Source organism: Xenorhabdus sp. PB30.3 (assembly GCF_963895965.1).
GTDB lineage: Bacteria > Pseudomonadota > Gammaproteobacteria > Enterobacterales > Enterobacteriaceae > Xenorhabdus > Xenorhabdus stockiae.
Map to the genome: position 1 here is coordinate 1 of NZ_CAWQMW010000124.1, position 20448 is coordinate 20448.

Below are 20448 nucleotides of genomic sequence, written 5' to 3' on the forward strand. Positions count from 1 at the left end.
GTTATTTCCAGTGTTTGAGTATATAACTAACAGTATCTTCAAGTAAGATTGGTTTATCCCCTTTGATTAATTTAGTTTTTTCTTTTAAAGAAGTAGTTGCTTTCATTCAAACCAAAATTTTCTTTTTTGCGGAAATAATTATTTATATCATCTTTATATACTCTATCAGGTAATTCAACTCATAGGTGTGTGTTTTTACATAAATTAACCTCAATTCTTAATAATCTTGGTCCAAATATCCAGAAGTATGAAGAGCTAACAAGAATCCCTATTATATCAATAAGTTTTACTCTGCCAATTTATAAGGAGCCTCAGTACAGCATTATCGATAGTGTTGTCTTTCAAAGTGATGATTTAATGCTCGTCACCATATTTTCGAGATAACTTAGGATAATATAAATGAATAATCTGATTCTTCCCACTGATATGTTGTTAAAAGAGGGACAGGCCGTATTATTAACCCCAGTAGATCTAACCAAAGAAGATTCATCTCTGCTGGATTTACTACAACAGCAAACTGAAATAGAGGATAGTCTCGCACAATTAGCCGGACCAAGTTGGTATCGTGCTAATTCAGGGCCTAAACCAACTCAAGGCGGAATGTTTATTCCTGGTGCGACTCTGGCCCCTTTAAACGGACAGACTCTTTCAGGAATTGTAAGCAGCATTCTGTGTAACTATAACCGACTTAATTGGGCTGGTTGGCAAAATCAAATCACGCTGCGTCTTTATATTACCACTCCGAATAGTTCTGCTGCATGGGAAGCATTTTTGGATGTGGCCAGCGGCTCGGCCACTGTCAATGCTACAGGCGCGAATATCCCAGCCGATTGTAGAATTACTCTGCAAATGAAAGTTGGAAATATCACGGGTGGGTTGTATCAGCCACCGTATATTTCAACTTATGATTGTACGGTGTATTACAACTAATATGAACGGCTAAGAACTTGCCTTTGGTCTCTATTTTATGGAAGAAACCAAAAGGAAACTTTTTCAGTGGTTAAGTCAATTAGTTGTTCTACATAGCAGTAAAAGGGATGGGGATATACGTAGTGCCCCTCCCTTAACTATTGTATACATTAAAGCGCTTTCCTAACAAAATAAGATAAGTCTGTTTTGACTGATAAGAGTTAGTTAATGCCGCGCAAGAGCGCGGCTATGTTCATACAATGGAGAAACTATGGATAAAAAATTGTTTAATAATTTGGTTGAAAGCATGAATCAGATGGTAGCGATTGAAAAAGGTGAACTTGCTATTCCTGATAAAAATATCCATCACCAATGTCTATCTGATATAAAAAATCTGAGTGAATTTACTGAAACTGTTGGTAACTCAATTTCCTTAATTCAAAGCGAAGAATTATCAGGAACCAAGCGATAGCTCAAACTTCTGACCCTATCACTACACTATTTTAGCGATTTCCCCACTATAGTGACCACCACCTATCACAATCACCTGACCACTAGCGGTAATATGTTCAACAACCGCTTTTGCAATGGCTTCGGCTAAGTCGTTCATTCTTCCGTGTTCGTTGGCTGCAAAACCCAATGAAATCAAGTTGACTTCAATCATTCCTTTCAGTTGACCGCTGTTTAAAGCCATTATTTACCTGCCGTGACTCGCAATGAAAAATCAGAATGTGGTCTGCCAGTAAAGGAGCAAAGGCACTCAGCTGTAACCACACCTGCTCCTTTGTTTAGGTGAATACTTGTTGCATCTATATAAGCAGAACCACTGACATTAATACGCCAGAATCCACCGACTTTCTCAGTTAAGTGATTGCCTGCATTATTTGTAACGTTACCGGATGAATGATTTTCCATATCTCCGGTTGTCGAGTGATGGCTATCGCCCTCAACATGCAAAATTGAGTTACCCCGTGCATCAAATTCAAATGCCGTGCCTGTGGGCATATGGGTAACGCGATACACACTGTCTTTTTCTATCTCAAACATCATGCCATGCAGGATGTACACTTTACTTTCGTGATAACCCTGTCGTGCCGATTGCGGCTCTTTATGACTGCGTTTGTGCTGATAACGACCTTTACCCGCAAAAACCTCTGGCGGGAGATTGGGGATACCGTCTGGATTATGATGAACTGAACCGGTGATCCTTGGGCGACGAGTGTCTTTTCTGCCATGAGTATAATAAGGGAAATCTATCCAAACTAAGTCACCCACTTGCACTGGGGTAAAGTCACCTTCGTTTACTCTGGCTCCAATAGGTAATTTATAAGTAGCCCACGGTAATTTTTCATCTGACACATCATCAAATACACCAAAAACACGCACTTGTACGCGCATTTGTTTTTCTGGATCTTGTACATTAACTACCACAGCTTCTAGTTCTGGTCGCTGAAGCAGTAAATCTGCTGGGTTATCCATTTAATACCTTATTTATATTTAATAGATACTTATTTAATGCTGATTAAATATCTAATTACTACTTATCTAGTATTCCTTTTATACGAGCATACAGCTTTTTACCTTTGTAGCTATGTGCGACAAGTCCAATAACTACAAGGGTTGGCAGGCTTTCGTCTATCGGTCGTTCTAAATCAGAACGATTCCATACCACTTCAACTACATCTCCAGCCCTTAATCCACCATTACCAAACATGTAAGCATCAAGAACAGGAATGGGGATTTTGCTCAGGTTATCGAGCACGAACTTATTCGTGACGCCAGAATGTTCGATTGGTGTATTGGTGTGCTTACCTGAATAAACCATACCTTTTTTATCATCCCAACCGACAAAGCGACGATGAGTTAAATCCCTAATCAAAGAGCTATCATTCGGCAAAGAGTATTGGGCAATTTGATATTTTTCACGGGTATCGTTGTAGTGATAAGTAAACGTTGGCTTCATGGTCTGAAGTTCAGCCAGAGTGCGAAATACGAGCGTACCCCGACGAATAAACACAAGCGCACCCAGCTCTTTTGCCATTTGACGGATTAACCGTGATGGGCGTTGTGCCGGTAGTAGATGAAAATCCAGTCGGATGGGAAATGTTCCAACATCAATGGGCAGATTTGGTACTAATTGACGAAGCACTTTACTGACAGGTTCTCTGACAAAACAGCGAGCAATAGGCGATGGCTGTTTAAGATCATACAGCGTTTTCAAAAGTAGGTTAAACGTGATGATATCGCCTTGATTGACTGGCATAGTCATGACCACCCACTCGGCTTCCCAACTCAATATATCGAGATTTACCGGATCAGAAAGTACAATAGTGAATACGTCTCGTTCGGTAATAGCGAGGTCGTCTCTGAGGTACTTTTCTTTATCATCATACTCAATAATGAGTTTTGGCCCGTCTAATGTCGTCGTTTCTATGAACGTAGCTTCTTTGAGAAACGACAGATCCAATTCTTCTCCGTTGAATATAATCGACTGAACCAACTGATGTTGATGACGGCTCATGAAAACACCTCTTCAAGTGGACTGAACCCCACTGTCCAATGAATCGGACTAACATGACTTACCCCTTTACCATACAAAATAGGGGCATTTACTCTATGCTCTACCTCAACGGCATAGAGCCGACCATCTGCATAGTTATGGCTCAGGTTATTCGCTTCGATAGTTTGTGAGTCTTCTATCGTGATTGGTAGTTTGATGTCTTCACCAAACAACTCATAAGCGACGTAAAAACGATGGCCTCCAATACGGCGGCGAGAGATATACATGTGCCAGGCAAGCAACAGACGTTCTACAGATGCTTTATCATTACCCATAAAGACAATGCGATAGGTCAATTCCAGATAACTGATACTGATATTGGTTTTCTTCAGTAATGCATCATCCCAACCAGTCGCGTTCTCAACAAACTGGGCATACTCAGCTGATGCGCTACGAAATCCTATCGGTCGATAGTAGTTAATCAAAGGCAAGCGAGCCGCATTGAATTTACGTAAGCCGTCACTGCCTTGTTGCTTCTGGAACTGGCGAATAGCCTGAATAAAGGATTTGGGAGAATCGTAGTCACCGCGAAAAACCTGCTGTCTAGAATCACGCTGTAAGAACGATTTAACATGGTGCGGACAACTTTCCTGATCCAACACTGCTAAGGCATCAACGATATGGCTACCAAATGCCACATCAATGGGATAAAAATCAGTAATGTCGTTCTTTTCTGTTATCTCAGTCATGGTCGTTACCCAATGAAAAAGGGATAGCAATAACGCTACCCCTTTTCTTATCTGAGGTCGCTAACAGAGAAATGTTAAATGGATGGCTTTGTAGGCCAAACAACCGAAAATGGATCTTCGAATGATTGAGGTATATCCCGTAATTTTTTGCGATAAGCTCTGACTTCTTTTGAATCAAGATCGTTATCTAGTACTATATTGACTAGATTGTCAGCTTCCTTAAGTAAAACTGCTCGCTTTTCTATAATTTCAATCCACTTAGGATGAACAAGACCACGCTCTGTAGCAATTAGTATGCCTGAATTATATTGTGATAAATTCATAATAATATATTCCTTTATTCTTAATTTTAGTCATCAGTTTTAGGATGATGGCTACGCATATGCTTTTCTCTGGGGTTATATAAATTTCCATGCATGTATTCTTTAGGGAACAAGCCCGTACAAATAGTTGGAAGCGCTAAATACAATACATCTCCGACTTTAACATTATCTGAGAAATTAAGGTCAATATGAATGTAATGCCCGGGTGAATTATGCTGAATGTGCGAAAACGCTCTTTCCCATTTCCCACCACTATTACCTAGATAGCTAACCCCAAAATCACCCACCGTTTTGTAATACGCCATAAATGTAGAGCTAGGTGAAGTTTTTACATGTTGATCTGGAATAAAGAAATCGTAGTGTTCTAATTGAATGAAACTAGTATCAGTGACGGTCATCTTCAGAATATTAAATGTCTCTGAAAAATGTTTTATATTCCCAATTCCCATGAAATTCAATAACTCTATAGCTTCTGGGTTTCGTGTACTGGGCTCATCCCCTGTAGTCACTGGTATCATTTCCATTTTGAAGCAATCGTTTCTTTTTTCAGTAATTCCCATGCCAATTGGGAATGCATTGACTTCACCTTTAACATTCTTCATTTCAATAGTATCCATGAAGTCGCCGTTGTAATTGATAGCTTCAAAACCAGAAATAATACTTAACTGCTTTGCAAAAGCTTTGAATTCTTCCTTTGCATTATCAACTTCTTTTTTAATATCATTAATCTTTGTTTCTACAGCTAGATTTAAATCTCTGGTGCTTTCTATTACTTCTCTCAAAGGATCACTCATAAGACCTTCTTATAATTATGGTATACAATAGTAATGATGATTGTCATTCAATCATCCATTTAAAATAAAAAAACATTATCCTTAGTATCTATATAGGTGATTCTGGTTTTTCAGGCCACATTACGTCAGATAAAAATTGGTATTCATTTGTTATATTTCTTAATTTTTGTCGGTAATCTCTGTATGGAGCAATATCCAATTGCTGATCTAATGCGGTATTAACTAAGTGATCTGCTTCAGCTAAAAGAGATTCCCTATGAAGGCGGATTTTATTTAACTCTATTTCTAATAGATGCTCAGAGATTATTTTATTTGCTTCACTTTCCGATAAACCAAGTTTTATCAGAATATTTTTTTCTGCTGGGATATTAATCAACTCTTCATCGTTAATCAGTAATTTTGGGATCATATAGGTTCCTATTTTTTACTAGATGGCTATTTTTTTAATTTCAAGCTGATTCATATACTGCGCTGATAGTATCTGATTTTGATGCATATCCAATATATGAAACACCATGATTATTATTTTCATCTCCTGATTCAGCATCCGCTAATGCTACGGTTCTAGCCACCCATTTAACATTTGTATGGTCATAATCGTGTTCTGAAATAACATCACCGTCGTTCATTAACCTAAAATTAATAGGATAGTTTGAATAAACTTCATACGTTAAATTTCCACCACGTAGCATAAAAGAAGAACATTGCTTTTCTAAATAACCAGTTACATTACTGTTATAACCAGTATCTGGTTTGGCCGGATCTTTTTTGGTAGCTTCACACCATGCCTGAAATCCGACTTGAGCAACGCATTGACGATAGCGCTGAAAATTGACAACCGTTCTTAAATAATTTGCATCACCATGCCAAGGATTAGCTTGTCCTTTCAAGATAACCAATGCCGATGCAACATGTGTTGCATCAAAATCACTTGGATCGTTAGTATGATTAGCATTCCATGCATAAGCACGATATATTTGAATAACAGTTTCATCTCCTGAATTCATTGTAAAAATGACAGGATAAAATGTGTCTTTGTCACCTTTAACTGTTAATTTTGTTACATATCGCCCCTGTCCACTAAGATCAATGGATTTAACATTATCTTTCCAGTTGTTAAGATTATTAAGGCTACTATCTAACGTTGAGTTAATCTGTGATATTTGCATTTCTACAGTCTTATTCAAGCGGCGATTACTTTCTATCAATGCTTGAAATTGTGAATCACTCATGACAACCTCTCATCGTTTTTTTACGCATTAATTTTTCCATTTATTCGATCTGCTGACTCATTGTTTTGCTTCGTGATGGCAACAAATACTTCCATCATATTCTGCTTAAACTGTTCAAATTCGAGCTTGGTGAGCATGCCAGTCTGAGCTTCTTCTTTCGCTGTAGTTAATTGAGCTTCCGTAGCCAGTTCTTTATAACGTTTAGGAACTATTGCCATGATTTAGCTCTGTGTGAATGTTAGTGAAACTCGCACTGAAACTGGTGTGACACTGGCATCATGTGGTTGTGGCCGGAAATGAACGCCTTTCGATTTCAATGCAATGGTGAAACCTACAGCGAGTTTTTTAGTGATGTGCGCTTCCACTAACTGATTACCTTCTACTGTGGCTGTCGCCATGTAGTCAGTTGCTTGTGCGTAACTTCCTAACCCTTCCTGAGTCGTTAAAAAGTCATAAGTACCGGACGTACTGGAAATAGTGATATTCTTCTCTTTGAGCTTACGCATGGAATTAACCATATTGACGGTTTCCTGCATTTGCTGGAGTACATCTGTGTCAGTCTTACTCAGCTGTGCAAGTGCTTCATTGATAGTTGCAACTTTAGCGGCAATATCTGAATCCGTTGCATAAGTGGCATCAAGAGCTGCAATTTTTTCCTGACTATTCTTAATGGCACCGGAAAGCGTTGTCAGATTCGTCATCACTACCGACAGACGTTGGTTTATCGCCGTAGCCATGTCGGTATTCTGTTGCTTGTTATCAGTGCGGATTGTGGCTAACTCAACATTGATCGAGTCACGCAGGGCAACCATTTTGTTGTTGATTTCTACAACTTGTTGACTGTGTTCGGTTCCCAATTGGCCCAAGATGAGCGACACAGAATTAGCGAATGAAGTTAGCTTGGCATTAACATCATCGCGCAGTGTCTTGGCTGTGCGGTTTAGCGATTCATCGTTAACCTCATCAGCAGTAGATACAAGCGAGAAGTCAACAGCCTGTGGCGCTGAAACAGCAGGAATAGTGACCTTATTCTGGATCGGCTGTGTCACAATATTGCCGGGGGACGGTGCTTTGACTGCTGAACCATCCACGCCAGTGACTGGCGTCAATTTAATCTCGACGGGCGCATTAGGATCGATACCACTCACTCACTTTCCCCTTAAAACACATCAAAAATATCAGCAATGGAACCCACTTTTTCTTGTAGATCCGCCGCCTGTTTATTCAAATTCTTTTCGTTAACTTCATCTCGCTCACTCACCATTGGCACCGGCTTACGCAAAACAGCAATTTTATCTTTGCTTGCCATCTGAGAGAGTTTGTTAACTACACTGGTTAAACTTGGCTCTGGGTGTGGATTAGGCAAGAATACAATAGGCTCACCGGCTTCTGGCTTGAATTTGTCCGGTAAGAAATCACTACCGACATCAAACGACATAAGATTGTACTTAAAGCCGCCTGAACCGTGCTTACCTATAGGCTCAGCTTTGATGATATACAGTAAACGAACTTGTATCGTTTCATCGCTGGTCTGCTCTTCAATCCACAGCACACTTTGTTCTGGTACGTTCAGTTCTTTGATCAGCATCTGGAAGACTTCTTCACCTTCATCTGTGCCATCGCCAAATGCCATCATCTGAATAGAGCCGCTATCATGGGGCAATTCTATGGCCCGTGTAATGGTCGGGCTACTATAAGAAAATGTTTCCTCTCTTGATTCCAAATTTCCGACAACATCACTCTGACTAAGATGCTCTAACGCATTGAGATTGGCTTTAAACAACAGGCAATCAAAGGCATTCGGGTTAATATCCAGTGTCTTTTGCAGGTCGCCGTAGATTTGTTGAAATACATGGCGGCGGTCGATGGGCGTAATTCGGCTCATTACAGCTCCTTGGCTAGCTTCTGTGCTTCAGTGAGTGACAGCTTGTTCAGTTTGGCGAACACTTTCACCGCGTTCTCTTTGTCTGCGCCATACATCTTGGCGCGATCTAGCTCAGTACGTAGCATGGCCTTGAGCTGATCACGATCGGCGTTTTGTGCTTTCTTCTGATTTTTATCTATGGCCGATTTTGCCTTGGCTTTACTGATTGAAGCTTGTGATTGCTGTTTACTTAACTGCTTACGCAATTCTGCGACTTCTTTTTCCAGCTTCTTGATGTACTTAGGATCTTTAACCTGACGTTTAAATACGCGCTTCGCCTGTTTCATCTTCTGAATAACCTGCATAGCAGCCGCTTTGTCTACATTACGAGGCCGAGCGCGCTCCAATTCTTCACGGTCTTTTTTGGTTAAGAAAGTATTGCTACTGTCACCGGCAAAACCTTCTTTTTCTGCTTGGGTTTGAAGTTGTTTAGATAATTGAGCCTGTACTGTTGGTGATTTCAGTGCAGCTAATGCCTTGAGTTGATGTTTACAACAACATCCGGTTAGTTGTGGGTTTCGGATCTTGGGAAAGTCTTTTTCATAGGGAGCAATGGCAAAATTTCCAGCGGTAGCAACATAGCGATACCAATACTGGTATCGTCCACACTGGCAGTCGATAGACACATAACCCAACAAAATTCGTTTGATAGCCGCAGCCCAACTTCGTTGTGTTTGGGTTAACTCCTCCATCCAGTTTTCAAGACGAATGCGTACCTGATAATTATCTTCGCCATGTTTTCCCGAAGCGGTCACATTGAAATGCAGTAAGTCGCCACAGATTTTATAAAATCTGGCAGTCTTGATTTCTGTATTGGCACGGTGCACATCGATTTTACGTGGAGCCACGATAAGCTGATCCAATGGCGCACCACGAGTACGACTCCACTTCTTAGTGGTTGCTTTACGAGCCTTATCAAAAGCGCGTATATCATCAATTGTGAATGGCTCACCGCCTTGCTTCGAACCCAGCAAAACAGAGTGATAAACAGGAAGTTCACCAGCGCCTATTGCTTCACGAATTGCTGATGGTGACAATGTTCGCCTTGCGTACTGGCGCACTGATTTTTGTTTGCGACGACGAACATTAAATTCTTTGTCCTGCTCGCGGAGTGAATTTGTCATGTTCCCTCCTGTTCAAACTGGCAATAATAGCGAATACGTGTTCTCACCCACAAAATCGTTGGGAGTTTTATCAAGCTTCCTGCCCCCAAATTTTCTCGCATATCATCAAGCCCGGCACATACAGCAACCACTTTCTTCAGGCTGGTCGTTCCGTAATAACGCAGCGAAATAAGCTCAGGCATCCGTATTTCATCAAGAGATACTTCCCACTCTTCCCATTCAAATAACCCGTCACGCAATTCCTTATAAAATCGTGCTCGTATCAACTCATCCTGAATATTGAGGGGACTAAGGCGCGAAATCTGAGTCATAGTGTGGCCATATCTTTGTTAATAATGATGCTGCGAAACGTAGAGTAGGCTGACTCTTCCTCTTCTGCGTTAATGCCTGACAGGAAAGAATCGAGATAACCCTCGTTCATTTGGTTAAATTCACACGCAGCCAGCACACACAATAATATGGCTCGCTGATAACCAGAGAATTTGCTGTGGTCAATGTCGTAGCAATACCGCCCACGGTCATCAGGCACCACGTTAACCATCTGCTCACGGATCCAATGGCGTTCTAAGCCATCATTCAGGACTAAACAGCCTTGTTGATTACCATCCGAAGTACCGCCTATTCGGATTAGGTTAAAATAATGGTCAAAGGCGACATTCATGTAGCCCCGTCGTTCGGTTAGATCTGCATCTTCCAGCAATATCTTGTGTGCGTATTCACTAAAATCATCACCACGCTCTTCAACCAACAGATGGAAACCGTCTTCGTGCTTTTTCTTCAGTTCCTTTTTCAACCGTTGCTTCCACATCCCGAACGGGCCCATGATTTTTTCCAGCTTCACAATCACCAAAAGGTCATTATCAAACACCGCTGTGGCCTGAACCTGCTCACGCCCTAACAAAGAGACACAAAATATCTTCTTCTGAGTACTCATCGTTTCGTCTCATGTTGTAAATCAGGCCATGATGAAGGTAGGAGAAAAATGCCGCAGCAACAGGGAAATATTGCGATCTTTATGTTGCTTTGATTGGCTTTATATCTCGATATGTCAACTAGAGGAGGAGAGAGAGTCAATTATCCTTGGTATGACTGGTTTTTCTAATTGCTTTAAATTGCTTTTGTAAATTAAGATTGATGTTATTACAAACAGCCGTTAATAATTACATAATTAAAACCACTGTTGGCATAGTTTCATCGAACCACTACCTTTACTTGTCATTATTTAGCTAACGGATAACGACTCACAATTGAGAGTAAGCACACAGTGAACTCACCTTATGCTTACTGAAGTCATAAATTTATTTTCTAAATGCGTGGAAATGGGTTTGATGCAACAAGTAATGCAGTATAAATAGAACTAAAGAGTTTTTGTGATAGAGCTTCATATTCTTTTTGAATCTTTGGATCAGGAAAAAAGATGTCATTCCATGATCCCATTCCTCCAAATACCCAAGATGAAAGGCAAGCGTATATTAATTGATTACATTCTTCAGGCATATAATCAATTGGAAAAATTTCACTACCCCTTAAGTCGTGACTGGGGCCTCCAGATAAATATTTTAATCCTCGGTCAAAACAATTACCAAAATTAGGGTAACCATTTTTATGTGAAAATGAGCTAATCTCTTTTAATATCATTTCAAATTCAGATTTCATTTCTGTAAGGCTTGGGATTTTAGGTATATATTTTTGTGGGTGAAAAATACTTTTTTGAACCCGTACATAAGTGACACGGCAAGTATTATCGTGCTCCCACTCCCATTTAGCTTTCCAAAAATCTGAATAGTTAGAATTAACAACTTCTAACAGCCAATCGCACTTTTTTTCATCATTGAAAGATAAATAGCAAGTACGTAATTGTTTCACTCCGTAATTTTTTAATTTATCCAACCAAGATATAGGATCGCTTGCATAGGGTATTTCAAGCCATTTCTCACTATTTTTTTGTAGATCAACAAATTTAACGGATTGACAAAATTTAAACGCAACATGTTTAGGATAAAATTTGTCATAAAGTTTTTCTTCTAGATAAGCGTTTCCATATGTTGCTAATGATAATAACTGAAAAATTTCCGAGTTCATTTTATATTCCATTATAACGTAGGTGGTTTTTCGATGGAGTATCAATATTACACTTGCAAGACTCATTATTCTGGTTAAAAATCCAAAATTAATTGTGTGGGCTTACAATCATAAAGTAATGCCAATTTTTCCAATATTTCAGAGCGTAGGGTCTCTGCTTTTTCAAAACGAAATACTGCAGTTTGTTTTATCCCTAATTGCTCAGCCACCTCTTTTCGTGAAAAACCACGATATATACGCCATGCTGCATGAAGTGTGGTTCTTTCATCAATCATTACGCTAATAACTTCATGGGGAATGGTTTCATCATCATTAGCACCTTTGGTGTAAGAAATACTAACATAATCTTCATCACGCTCATCAATGGGTATTATCATAATTTGTTTAAAGTGGTTTGCAAAGTAGACAATAACCTCAGCAATTTTCAATGAAAAAAATTCTTTTTTATTTACATGATACTACAAGTGAAAAATAAAAAAGTTTTCGCGCTATTTGGTGCCATTCCAGATAGAGAAAAACGATATTTTTACTTTAAACCCGCCAATCCTTTGACTGGGTTAAATGCTGAGGCAATCATTGAAATTGCTAAGACACCAACATCTACGTTGAGCAAACGTCGTTCACTTATCGATTAGGATAATTACTATAAGGTACTCACACAAGTACCGCGAGCGATATATAGCTCGCATCTAGTACTACAGTCGTAACTGTTCCATGATCAGATATTCCTCTCGGCGGTGATAATGGCATTGTTGAGCGCGATACTGATGTCGTCGCCGCCAGTCTGACCAAAATAAAATCTGTTCTCTCGTTTCTCCTGCCTTTTCCATCAGTTTTGACAGCAGCTTACGCAGTTCCGCTACACTCAGGGCTATCAGTCCCGCCGGCGTTTTTTTTTCTCCTGTATCCGCAAAACCGCCAGAACCGCATGCGCCAATAATGACAACGTAATATGCCGATACCAGCTGTGCCACTGCCGCACTTCGTAATGATCCAGACCGCACTCGCCTTTTGTTTCCTCAAAACCGCTTTCGATTTCCCAGCGATGGCCGGCCACCTGAATCAACGTCTTGAGATCGGCCTGTTCTTTAAGGGCATAGACAACATAGGAGGCCAGTTCTTGCTTCTCATCCCGGTTACGCCGGAGCAGCAGATAATGACCATAACGCCGTTCCTCTTCACTCATTTGCAAGCGCCAGAGCGGGATCCGTGCCCAGTCATACCAACGTTCGCCTTTTGTTCCCAGCCCGGCTGACTGTGTTTCCCAGTCGTCATCGGTCAGACTGGCTGCAATGGTGTCTGCTCGGGTGTAATGCGGTGTTTGCCACCAGAGGCGCTCATTTTTGGGGATCGCTAAGACAAACGGTTGGTGCTGAGATTCCAGCCAGCATCGCAAGCGACGATCCTGTCCATAGACCGCATCAGCGGTGACCCAGCGACAGGGGATATTGGCCTTGAATGCCCGCGCCAGCATGTTCTGGGCGAGCTGGGGTTTCGTGGCAAAACTGACCGAGTCAGGCATGCCGGCGGCGTCACAGCGGAGGCGATCCTCTGTCCACTGTTTAGGCAGATATAAAGCCCGGTCAATGAAGGCATGACCACCGTTGCCGGCGTAACACAGGAAAACCTCTATCTGACTATTTTCAATCCGTCCCGCCGTTCCACTATACTGACGCTGCACGCCGGCAGAATGCGTCCCTTTTTTGATAAAACCGGTTTCATCGATAATGGGGTCCGCTTGGAAAACGGAAAATATCCCACGTTAAGACTGTTTTTTGTACAATTCGGTGTCGACTGTACGTAATGGCCGATATTTTCCGGACCCCAGCTTAAGATTATGGCGCCAGACGTAATCGCCACTCAGATTAATATGTTCCCAGCCCAGAGGAGAAAGATGAGCTACCAGTTGTTCATTAATCGGGACACCTTTTCGTTTCAGTGACTCAATGGCTCTTTCTATATATACCGTGTTCCACAACGTGATCGCCGCTGTCAGTAACGTCAGTCCGCTGGCGCGGTAACTCTGATTCTCCAGCCCACGATCCCTGATTTCACCCAGACGATGCATAAAGACCGCTCGCGCAAGGGCATTACGGGCCTCACCCTTATTCAGCCCCGCCTGGACGCGTTGGCGCAGACCCGGTTCACGAAACCAGTCCAGCATAAACAGTGTCCGCTCTATGCGGCCAATCTCTCTCAGCGCTTTGGCAAGCCCATTCTGTTTTGGGTAACCGGCTAACTTTTTCATCATCAGCGATGCGGTGACTGTCCCCTGCTTAATCGAGGTTGCCAGGCGTAATACCTCATCCCAGTGCGCCTCAATGTCTTTGAGATTCAGGCTGGTTGTTGATATGACGGACTGAAGCCCCGGATAGCACTCGGTCTTTCCATGAATAAACAGCCGCTTGTCATGAAGATCCCGGATCCTTGGCGCAAAAGCGAATCCCAGCAAATGCATCAGGGCAAAAACATGTTCAGTGAAGCCTGCGGTATCGGTGTAATGCTCGGTAATTTCCAGGTCGCTTTCATGGTACAGCAGGCCATCAAGCACGTGAGTTGAGTCACGCACCCGACTGATCACTTTGGCGTAGAACGGACTGTATTGGTCTGAGATATGGGTATAAATCTGCACGCCCGGCTCCTGGCCATATTTAAGATTGACCTGACCGGCATAACGTCCGTGACTGCCTACTCGAAAGTTCTGTCCGTCTGACGACGATGTTGTACCATCACCCCAGAATGCGGCCAGAGGTCGCGCTTTCTGAGCGTTGACCAACTCGACGAGGGCTGCTGAATAAGTTTCATCTCTGATGTACCATGCCTGAATACCTTCGAGTGACGATTTTGTTGCCCCTGGGCAGGATTCCGCCATTTTTGTCAGCCCCAGATTGATGCCGTCAGCCAGAATGGTAGTCAGCAACAGTCTTCCGTCTTTTGGTCTGACGTGATTATTTTTGAGGTGCGTGAAGTGACGCGTAAACCCTGTCCAGTTGTCCACTTCTTCCAGTATCTCCGTAATTTTCGGATGGGGAAGCATGCCATAAACCAAATCGGCAAAGGGGGGAGACACCTGAAGGAACGCTGTTCTCCAACGGAGTTATTTTTACGCCTTTATCTGAAATATCAACATCGGGCAACTCACCGGCAAGCGCCATCGCGTTAACTTCTTCCAGACGCGATGCAAGAAGGGTCATACGGGCCTGAAGGTATGCCTGGCAATCGGTCTGAACGGCCAACTGTAACTGATCATTGTGTCGGAATTTCTCAAACTCAGCAACCGGGATGAGATAATCATCAAAATTTCTGTAGCGACGTGATCCTTTTACCCAGATATCACCGGAACGTAACGCCCCTTTGAGTTCATTCAGTCCGCAAAACTCGTAGTATTTGCGGTCGATTCCTGACGGCGTGAGCACCAGTTTTCGCCAGCTTTCAGGGATAAAGCCTGTTGGCGCTGCCGGCGGAACTTTACGAAGTTGCTTACGGTACATTTCCGTTATGGTGTCCAGCGCATCGCTGAGCGTCTGCGCAGCAGGCGTCGCCGTGAACTGCAATGCTGATAGCATACGCGGGGCGTATTTACGCAGCGTGCTGTATTTTTCGGTGATCAGGTGAAGTGGGTCGAAATTGCCCTTACGTGACAAAAACCGCGTTTCCTCCACGCTGTTGATGAATTCCTGCCAGGGAAGGACGTCTTCTATTGCGGTCCAGGGATCTTCGCCGGATTCTCTGGCGTTAAGTAACGCCTGACCGACGGTAACGTACAGCTTTAGCTTGCTCTGAATAAGCTTTCCCGTTTGCTGGAGTCGTTCGGCCTGCGTTCGTTTTGCCCTGCTGAACAAACTACCCAGAATACGCTCGTGCAGATCAATCACTTCGTCTGTCAGGGTGGCCCTGGCCTCTGTTATTATACAAACCATCGTAGCGTAACGTCTAACATCGGTGAATTTTGCCAGGTCTCTGCTGCTCATTTTTCGGCCCTCACGCGCCAGTTTAAGCAACCTGTTCTGGTGAACGGAAAGCGCAATACCATCAGGCAATCCCAGCGCGGCAATGGAATTAAGCCGGTCGATATGTTGCAGCACATTTTTACCGTTGATTTTACCCGGAGGCTGAAGTAGCCATGCCAGACGGGAAGGTTGGTCACTCTCTGATATGAGCAGGCTGTCGAGTGCTGATTTATGCTGATTTTCCAATTGCGCGGTAAGTGCCGAAAATACGGCTCTGTCAGCGAGCGTGACGACTTCGGCAATCGTCCGTTCGATCACATCAACAGAAGGGAAAATAACATTATTGTTATGTAGCCAGCTGAGCATTTCTTCCGCCAACATAAACCCTTTGTCAGTTCGCATGGCATAGGGGTGCAGATGCCGGATACAGTCTTTTTGCCGCGTTCGGCTGAACGGGGATAATTTCAGGTAGCGATAAAGTTCGGTCAGATGTTCCCAGCGGGTTTGCTCTCTGGATGCATATTCATGCCATAAATCAGGCTGAAGTTTCAGTCGGGAAGCGACTCTGGATACGACGCCACTGTAAGGCGCGGTACTTTTGTCCGGAATAAATCCAGGTCCACGCAGATAGCAGAGTAAAACGGCAAAGCCCAGGCGATTCGCTGGCCGTCTGTGCTTATTAATGAGCGCAATATCACGCTCATTCAAAAAACACATTCGGATCAGAATAATTTCATCATCGGGTATAACCAGTAAGCGCTCCTGTTCTTCACTGCTCAGTATCTGTCGCCGTGGCATAAATGCTTCTCTCGCGTATAGTTTCAATTTGTTATTGGTTAACGATGACCGAAACTGACCGGTTTCGTACACCAGTCAGCAAACCTGTCCAAAACTTAGTGAATTTAATTTAGTACATATGTTATATTTCGTACATTTATTTCGTACAGGAAATTACGCTATGTCACGAGTTTTTGCCTACTGCCGGGTGTCCACCCTGGAGCAGACTACTGAAAACCAGCGCCGGGAAATTGAAGCCGCCGGTTTTACCGTCAGACCCCAGAGATTAATTGAGGAACAAATCAGCGGTTCGGTGGCAGCCAGCGAACGCCCCGGTTTTGCCAGGCTGCTTGACCGCATGGAAAATGGCGATGTGCTGATTGTCACCAAACTGGATCGCCTGGGTCGCGATGCAATGGATGTGCGAAAGACCGTGGAGCAACTAGCGACGTCAGATATTCGGGTTCACTGTCTGGCGCTGGGCGGTGTTGACCTCACCAGCCCTGCCGGAAAAATGACCATGCAGGTGATTTCAGCGGTCGCTGAATTTGAGCGTGATTTACTTCTTGAACGCACTCAGGCCGGTATTGCCCGTGCCAGAGCATCGGGTAAACGTTTTGGTCGTCCGCCAGTATTAAATGAAGAACAAAAGCAGGTGGTACTTGAACGAATTCAGTCAGGGATAAGTATAAGTGCAATTGCCCGTGAGTTCGGAACAACACGTCAGACTATTCTCAGGGTGAAAGCTACACATGTATTATTATAGAATTTCCGATTATTTTTAATATAAACATTACATTTCCGTTAAGAGTTATGTTATTTAAAAATAAACAATAAACAATCGGAGCCGTAATGAAAAATCTAATTCCTGAGCTGATACACATCGCTGCATTTTCCGATAACGGGCAAGGTGGGAATCCAGCAGGCGTATATATTGGTGCCAGCTTACCGGTAGCAGCGGATATGCAGCGTATTGCCACTGAAGTGGGGTTTTCTGAAACGGCTTTTGCTGCCCCGGTGACAGAAGATAATACACACGAATGGAAAGTCCGTTATTTCTCACCAGAAGCGGAAGTACCCTTTTGTGGCCATGCCACTATTGCCACAGGAGTAGCTCTGGCAAGGCGTTTTGGCAAAGGTGAGTATAAGCTGCATCTAAATCAAACTAATATTCACGTTTCAGGTTGGTTGGATAATTCAGGGATATGGCAGGCGGCTCTACAATCACCGCTGACCAGGAGTCAGCCTGCATCCAGAGAGTTAGTGGAAAAAGCGTTGGCTCTTTTTGGTTATACCGTCGCCGATTTGGATCCCCGAATTTCTCCGGCTCTTATTCACGGCGGTGCAGATCACTTAGTCCTTCCCTTAAAGCACCGGGCTTCACTGGCGTCTATGCATTACGAGTTAGAGCGAGGGCGCGATCTGATGCAAACATATGGCTGGGTAACAATTTTATTAGTTTATGTGGAGGAGGAGCGGATATTCCATACACGTAATCCATTTGCTTATGGGGGAGTGTATGAAGATCCGGCTACCGGTGCGGCAACAGCGGCATTTGCCGGTTATTTACGGGATATACGCTGGCCACACAACGGATCAATTGATCTTATTCAGGGCGAAGATATGGGCATGCGATCCAGAATCCGCGCGGAAATAACAGATGAGTTAGGGGGTTCTATTAGAGTGTCAGGTCAGGCCCGGCTGATACAAATCTAAAAAAACATCATATGGATAGCGTCTGGCGAATCACTAGTTTTCGTACGATTGGGCTTCAAACACCATATAAAAAGAGCCATTGAGTTATTAGTCACTGAAACGAAAAGGTATCGAGATTAATGAGCAGCGGTACCTCATCTTTCCTCTCTGGGTTGGGAACATATTAATCTGAGTGAAGATTATGTCTGGCGTAATAACGTTAAGCTGGGGTCAGGAAAATACCGTCCATTACGTGCAGTCGATACTGAACTGTACAAAAAACAGCCTTAGCGTGGGATATTTTCCGTTTTCCAAGCGGACCCCATAATGAGGATACCTTGCTCATCCCCCAAATGTGCGGTGACATAATCACGTAAGATATCGCGGGCGGCTTCAGCATCCCAATGAGCCCGTTCCAGAAAATATTGAATGCCATCCGGTGAGCGTTCACCCAGCCATTCAGCCAGTTGCCAGCCGTTTTTACGTTCAACATCGCTGAGTAATCCACGAAGATACGCCAAACAACGTTGCTGAGAACTTGCAGAGCAAAATAGTGGGATCAGACGGGAATGAGCCAGCAGAAGCGCCTGTTCCCAGAAATTGACAGGTGAGGCCATAGGGCACCTCCCTTAGGATGAGGAAGAAAGAAGATAGCTATCATGACACAATGCCGGCTACGACTGTAGTACTAGGTCAAACAAGCCAGCCGGATATAGAGAAGTGGCTCCATCTTTCCAAAAAAATGGTTCAGCGAATGCGATTTATCTCCCCAACGCATCCATGCGCTTCAATGTGGGCTCCCAGAGAAATGTTAAACTTATGATGTTGCGTTTAGATGATATTTTGACCTAGTTGGGGGAATCACATTATCATCAATCATCACAGTAAAAAGCATATTTTACCGCGCCAAAAAATTAATCGCTCTCAGAATTAAATTGGAGTCGTAAGCCAGCTTGCTCCATAGCTGGTAAGACATCTCTCACGAAGCTCTTAATGCCCTCGTGATAATCCAGCCAGGTCAGAGCAATACCATCGATTCCCCAGTCTGAGTATTTCTTGAATTGCTTGACAATAGATTCGACAGAGCCAACAAGTGGAACACCTGCCAAGCCGGCTTTGAAGTGGAATTTGAATTCTTGTGCTTCTTCAGGAGTAAATATACCCGTTTGTATCCCTAACTCCTTGGCAATATTGTCGGCACCTTCGTCATCTCCTTGCTCGACAGCGTAGTAATTCACATATTCAGCCGCCTCTTCATCAGTATCCTTCTGTACAACGTAACCATAGCACCATATCTGTATATCTTTACCGAATTCCGTCTTCGCCAGATCTTTATATGAGGCAATTTGCGATCTAACAGCATCTTCGCCATGCATGTGTTTTATTATTAAAAACGCTGCATCGCAGTATTGGGCGCAAAATCGCTTGCCCCGGGGCGATCCCCCGGCGTTAATTAGGAATGGTTTGTTTATAGGCTTGGGATCGGAAATAGCTTCGACAATCGAAAAATGTTCTCCAGTGAAGTTGAACGGTTCCTGCTTTGTCCATGCATTTTGAGCAATCTCTAGCCATTCTTCGGCGTAATCATAACGCTTATCGTGGTCCATCATAGTGCCGTTGAACATTCGCATTTCGGCACCGTACCAACCGCAGACAATGTTCAACCCGAAGCGTCCACTGCTGATATGGTCGATAGTTACCGCCTGTTTAGCCGCGAATAATGGGTGCACTGTGGATAAATGGGATGTGGTGAAAACCGCTATCTGATTTGTCAAAGCTGCAATTCCAGCAGCCCATGTGTAAGTCTCGTAGCAGACGCCACTGGTATTATTTTCCCCACCAAATCCCTTCCATCGCCCTACAGGAATGAATGCTTCAAAACCTGCTTGATCGGCAATTTTCGCTATCTCAAGATTCCCCACCCAGTCGTCACCACGCAATCTCTCAGGTGCGTTAGTTACAGTGCAGCCGCCCTCAGTATTGGTAGAAAAAACGCCCAATTTCATTAAATTTTTGCTTGTACGAACTGGATTTTCCTTCACAAAATAATCTAACTTTTTATTCATGTTTTTCTCCCGGCTAGGCCAGATCAAGTGTATATCCAGACAATTGTGTTGCAGGGAGATTGTAGCATTGTATTCAACTGCAATTCTGCGACAACACAACCTATGATATACACATACGGGAGAAATCGAAGACAGCTTAATGCCTGAACACTTAGTAATTCTTTGCTTGAAACGCTCCGGAGGTTTGCAGGCTTGATGCGCCCTGTTATATTTTATTTAATCTATTATTTTTTATGATAATAATGAAAAACCATATCAACTTTAACCCTATCTCACCCAATAAAAATCAAGAGGTTTATCACAGTACCTAATCATTGGTAGAA

Annotated in this window: 22 protein-coding genes and 3 pseudogenes; 5 read left to right on the forward strand and 20 right to left on the reverse strand. The window is 43.1% G+C overall.

Going from position 1 to position 20448, the window contains the following annotated elements; translation table 11 throughout:
• Nucleotides 1-399 precede the first annotated feature (399 nt).
• Together AACX38_RS09875 and AACX38_RS09880 are read left to right on the forward strand one after the other, a co-directional pair.
• On the forward strand, nt 400-930 hold the full coding sequence (locus AACX38_RS09875; protein WP_228864122.1) for a hypothetical protein: 531 nt from the start codon (nt 400-402) through the stop codon (nt 928-930).
• Between the two features lie 250 nt (nt 931-1180).
• Nucleotides 1181-1381, forward strand: a complete 201-nt coding sequence (locus tag AACX38_RS09880; RefSeq protein WP_228864123.1) for a hypothetical protein — start codon at nt 1181-1183, stop codon at nt 1379-1381.
• 21 nt (nt 1382-1402) lie between these two features.
• On the opposite strand, the gene AACX38_RS09885 is transcribed toward AACX38_RS09880, so the two are convergent.
• From AACX38_RS09885 to AACX38_RS09960, 16 genes are all read right to left on the reverse strand, one after another.
• A complete protein-coding gene (locus AACX38_RS09885) occupies nt 1403-1603 on the reverse strand; it encodes a hypothetical protein (protein WP_228864124.1) in 201 nt (66 codons plus the stop codon).
• Nucleotides 1603-2388, reverse strand: coding sequence for a phage baseplate assembly protein V (locus AACX38_RS09890; protein WP_228864125.1), 786 nt, complete (start codon nt 2386-2388; stop codon nt 1603-1605). The genes AACX38_RS09885 and AACX38_RS09890 overlap by 1 nt, the downstream gene beginning before the upstream one ends.
• A 58-nt stretch (nt 2389-2446) precedes the next feature.
• Nucleotides 2447-3430, reverse strand: a complete 984-nt coding sequence (locus AACX38_RS09895) for a hypothetical protein (RefSeq protein ID WP_228864126.1) — start codon at nt 3428-3430, stop codon at nt 2447-2449.
• On the reverse strand, nt 3427-4158 hold the full coding sequence (locus tag AACX38_RS09900; RefSeq protein ID WP_228864127.1) for a hypothetical protein: 732 nt from the start codon (nt 4156-4158) through the stop codon (nt 3427-3429). Before AACX38_RS09900 ends, AACX38_RS09895 begins: the two co-directional genes overlap by 4 nt.
• A 74-nt stretch (nt 4159-4232) precedes the next feature.
• Complete coding sequence (locus AACX38_RS09905; RefSeq protein ID WP_228864128.1) at nt 4233-4481, reverse strand: phage tail assembly chaperone; 249 nt, start codon at nt 4479-4481, stop codon at nt 4233-4235.
• A gap of 26 nt (nt 4482-4507) precedes the next feature.
• On the reverse strand, nt 4508-5275 hold the full coding sequence (locus tag AACX38_RS09910; protein ID WP_228864129.1) for a hypothetical protein: 768 nt from the start codon (nt 5273-5275) through the stop codon (nt 4508-4510).
• Between the two features lie 88 nt (nt 5276-5363).
• Nucleotides 5364-5684 (reverse strand): phage tail assembly chaperone, encoded by a 321-nt coding sequence (locus tag AACX38_RS09915; RefSeq protein WP_228864130.1) that lies wholly within the window; start codon nt 5682-5684, stop codon nt 5364-5366.
• Nucleotides 5685-5724: 40 nt separating this feature from the next.
• Nucleotides 5725-6507, reverse strand: a complete 783-nt coding sequence (locus AACX38_RS09920; protein WP_228864131.1) for a hypothetical protein — start codon at nt 6505-6507, stop codon at nt 5725-5727.
• 20 nt (nt 6508-6527) lie between these two features.
• Entirely contained in the window at nt 6528-6725 is a 198-nt protein-coding gene (locus tag AACX38_RS09925) for a hypothetical protein (RefSeq protein ID WP_228864132.1), read from the reverse strand.
• Between the two features lie 3 nt (nt 6726-6728).
• Nucleotides 6729-7655 carry a hypothetical protein gene (locus AACX38_RS09930; RefSeq protein WP_228864133.1) on the reverse strand — a complete coding sequence of 309 codons (927 nt, stop codon included), beginning with the start codon at nt 7653-7655 and terminating at the stop codon, nt 6729-6731.
• Between the two features lie 11 nt (nt 7656-7666).
• Nucleotides 7667-8392, reverse strand: a complete 726-nt coding sequence (locus tag AACX38_RS09935; RefSeq protein WP_228864134.1) for a hypothetical protein — start codon at nt 8390-8392, stop codon at nt 7667-7669.
• A complete protein-coding gene (locus AACX38_RS09940; protein WP_228864135.1) occupies nt 8392-9555 on the reverse strand; it encodes a hypothetical protein in 1164 nt (387 codons plus the stop codon). The genes AACX38_RS09935 and AACX38_RS09940 overlap by 1 nt, the downstream gene beginning before the upstream one ends.
• Complete coding sequence (locus AACX38_RS09945; protein ID WP_228864136.1) at nt 9552-9866, reverse strand: hypothetical protein; 315 nt, start codon at nt 9864-9866, stop codon at nt 9552-9554. The genes AACX38_RS09940 and AACX38_RS09945 overlap by 4 nt, the downstream gene beginning before the upstream one ends.
• A complete protein-coding gene (locus AACX38_RS09950) occupies nt 9863-10489 on the reverse strand; it encodes a hypothetical protein (RefSeq protein WP_228864137.1) in 627 nt (208 codons plus the stop codon). The genes AACX38_RS09945 and AACX38_RS09950 overlap by 4 nt, the downstream gene beginning before the upstream one ends.
• A 371-nt stretch (nt 10490-10860) precedes the next feature.
• On the reverse strand, nt 10861-11637 hold the full coding sequence (locus AACX38_RS09955) for a hypothetical protein (RefSeq protein WP_228864138.1): 777 nt from the start codon (nt 11635-11637) through the stop codon (nt 10861-10863).
• Between the two features lie 74 nt (nt 11638-11711).
• Complete coding sequence (locus AACX38_RS09960) at nt 11712-12065, reverse strand: helix-turn-helix domain-containing protein (protein ID WP_228864139.1); 354 nt, start codon at nt 12063-12065, stop codon at nt 11712-11714.
• Between the two features lie 36 nt (nt 12066-12101).
• On the opposite strand from AACX38_RS09960, the gene AACX38_RS09965 reads away from it, so the two are divergent.
• A complete protein-coding gene (locus tag AACX38_RS09965) occupies nt 12102-12272 on the forward strand; it encodes a hypothetical protein (RefSeq protein ID WP_228864140.1) in 171 nt (56 codons plus the stop codon).
• Nucleotides 12273-12511: 239 nt separating this feature from the next.
• Here AACX38_RS09965 and AACX38_RS09970 read toward each other — a convergent pair.
• Nucleotides 12512-13366, reverse strand: a pseudogene (locus AACX38_RS09970) (IS701 family transposase); the annotation flags it as partial.
• 33 nt (nt 13367-13399) lie between these two features.
• Nucleotides 13400-16385, reverse strand: a pseudogene (locus tag AACX38_RS09975) (Tn3 family transposase).
• Nucleotides 16386-16545: 160 nt separating this feature from the next.
• On the opposite strand from AACX38_RS09975, the gene AACX38_RS09980 reads away from it, so the two are divergent.
• Nucleotides 16546-17130, forward strand: coding sequence for a recombinase family protein (locus AACX38_RS09980; RefSeq protein ID WP_228864142.1), 585 nt, complete (start codon nt 16546-16548; stop codon nt 17128-17130).
• A gap of 86 nt (nt 17131-17216) precedes the next feature.
• Entirely contained in the window at nt 17217-18080 is an 864-nt protein-coding gene (locus tag AACX38_RS09985) for a PhzF family phenazine biosynthesis protein (protein WP_228864143.1), read from the forward strand.
• 302 nt (nt 18081-18382) lie between these two features.
• Here the strand turns inward: AACX38_RS09985 and AACX38_RS09995 are convergent.
• Together AACX38_RS09995 and AACX38_RS10000 are read right to left on the reverse strand one after the other, a co-directional pair.
• Nucleotides 18383-18676: pseudogene (locus AACX38_RS09995) on the reverse strand (transposase); the annotation flags it as partial.
• Nucleotides 18677-18973: 297 nt separating this feature from the next.
• Entirely contained in the window at nt 18974-20125 is a 1152-nt protein-coding gene (locus AACX38_RS10000; RefSeq protein ID WP_228860598.1) for an LLM class flavin-dependent oxidoreductase, read from the reverse strand.
• Between the last annotated feature and the right edge of the window lie 323 nt (nt 20126-20448).

What these genes read in the sequence shown, in the direction of transcription:
- AACX38_RS09875 (WP_228864122.1), top strand. Translation starts at nt 400, where the DNA reads ATGAATAATCTGATTCTTCCCACTGATATGTTGTTAAAAGAGGGACAG.
- AACX38_RS09880 (WP_228864123.1), top strand. Translation starts at nt 1,181, where the DNA reads ATGGATAAAAAATTGTTTAATAATTTGGTTGAAAGCATGAATCAGATG.
- AACX38_RS09885 (WP_228864124.1), bottom strand. Translation starts at nt 1,603, where the DNA reads ATGGCTTTAAACAGCGGTCAACTGAAAGGAATGATTGAAGTCAACTTG.
- AACX38_RS09890 (WP_228864125.1), bottom strand. Translation starts at nt 2,388, where the DNA reads ATGGATAACCCAGCAGATTTACTGCTTCAGCGACCAGAACTAGAAGCT.
- AACX38_RS09895 (WP_228864126.1), bottom strand. Translation starts at nt 3,430, where the DNA reads ATGAGCCGTCATCAACATCAGTTGGTTCAGTCGATTATATTCAACGGA.
- AACX38_RS09900 (WP_228864127.1), bottom strand. Translation starts at nt 4,158, where the DNA reads ATGACTGAGATAACAGAAAAGAACGACATTACTGATTTTTATCCCATT.
- AACX38_RS09905 (WP_228864128.1), bottom strand. Translation starts at nt 4,481, where the DNA reads ATGAATTTATCACAATATAATTCAGGCATACTAATTGCTACAGAGCGT.
- AACX38_RS09910 (WP_228864129.1), bottom strand. Translation starts at nt 5,275, where the DNA reads ATGAGTGATCCTTTGAGAGAAGTAATAGAAAGCACCAGAGATTTAAAT.
- AACX38_RS09915 (WP_228864130.1), bottom strand. Translation starts at nt 5,684, where the DNA reads ATGATCCCAAAATTACTGATTAACGATGAAGAGTTGATTAATATCCCA.
- AACX38_RS09920 (WP_228864131.1), bottom strand. Translation starts at nt 6,507, where the DNA reads ATGAGTGATTCACAATTTCAAGCATTGATAGAAAGTAATCGCCGCTTG.
- AACX38_RS09925 (WP_228864132.1), bottom strand. Translation starts at nt 6,725, where the DNA reads ATGGCAATAGTTCCTAAACGTTATAAAGAACTGGCTACGGAAGCTCAA.
- AACX38_RS09935 (WP_228864134.1), bottom strand. Translation starts at nt 8,392, where the DNA reads ATGAGCCGAATTACGCCCATCGACCGCCGCCATGTATTTCAACAAATC.
- AACX38_RS09940 (WP_228864135.1), bottom strand. Translation starts at nt 9,555, where the DNA reads ATGACAAATTCACTCCGCGAGCAGGACAAAGAATTTAATGTTCGTCGT.
- AACX38_RS09945 (WP_228864136.1), bottom strand. Translation starts at nt 9,866, where the DNA reads ATGACTCAGATTTCGCGCCTTAGTCCCCTCAATATTCAGGATGAGTTG.
- AACX38_RS09950 (WP_228864137.1), bottom strand. Translation starts at nt 10,489, where the DNA reads ATGAGTACTCAGAAGAAGATATTTTGTGTCTCTTTGTTAGGGCGTGAG.
- AACX38_RS09955 (WP_228864138.1), bottom strand. Translation starts at nt 11,637, where the DNA reads ATGAACTCGGAAATTTTTCAGTTATTATCATTAGCAACATATGGAAAC.
- AACX38_RS09980 (WP_228864142.1), top strand. Translation starts at nt 16,546, where the DNA reads ATGTCACGAGTTTTTGCCTACTGCCGGGTGTCCACCCTGGAGCAGACT.
- AACX38_RS09985 (WP_228864143.1), top strand. Translation starts at nt 17,217, where the DNA reads ATGAAAAATCTAATTCCTGAGCTGATACACATCGCTGCATTTTCCGAT.
- AACX38_RS10000 (WP_228860598.1), bottom strand. Translation starts at nt 20,125, where the DNA reads ATGAATAAAAAGTTAGATTATTTTGTGAAGGAAAATCCAGTTCGTACA.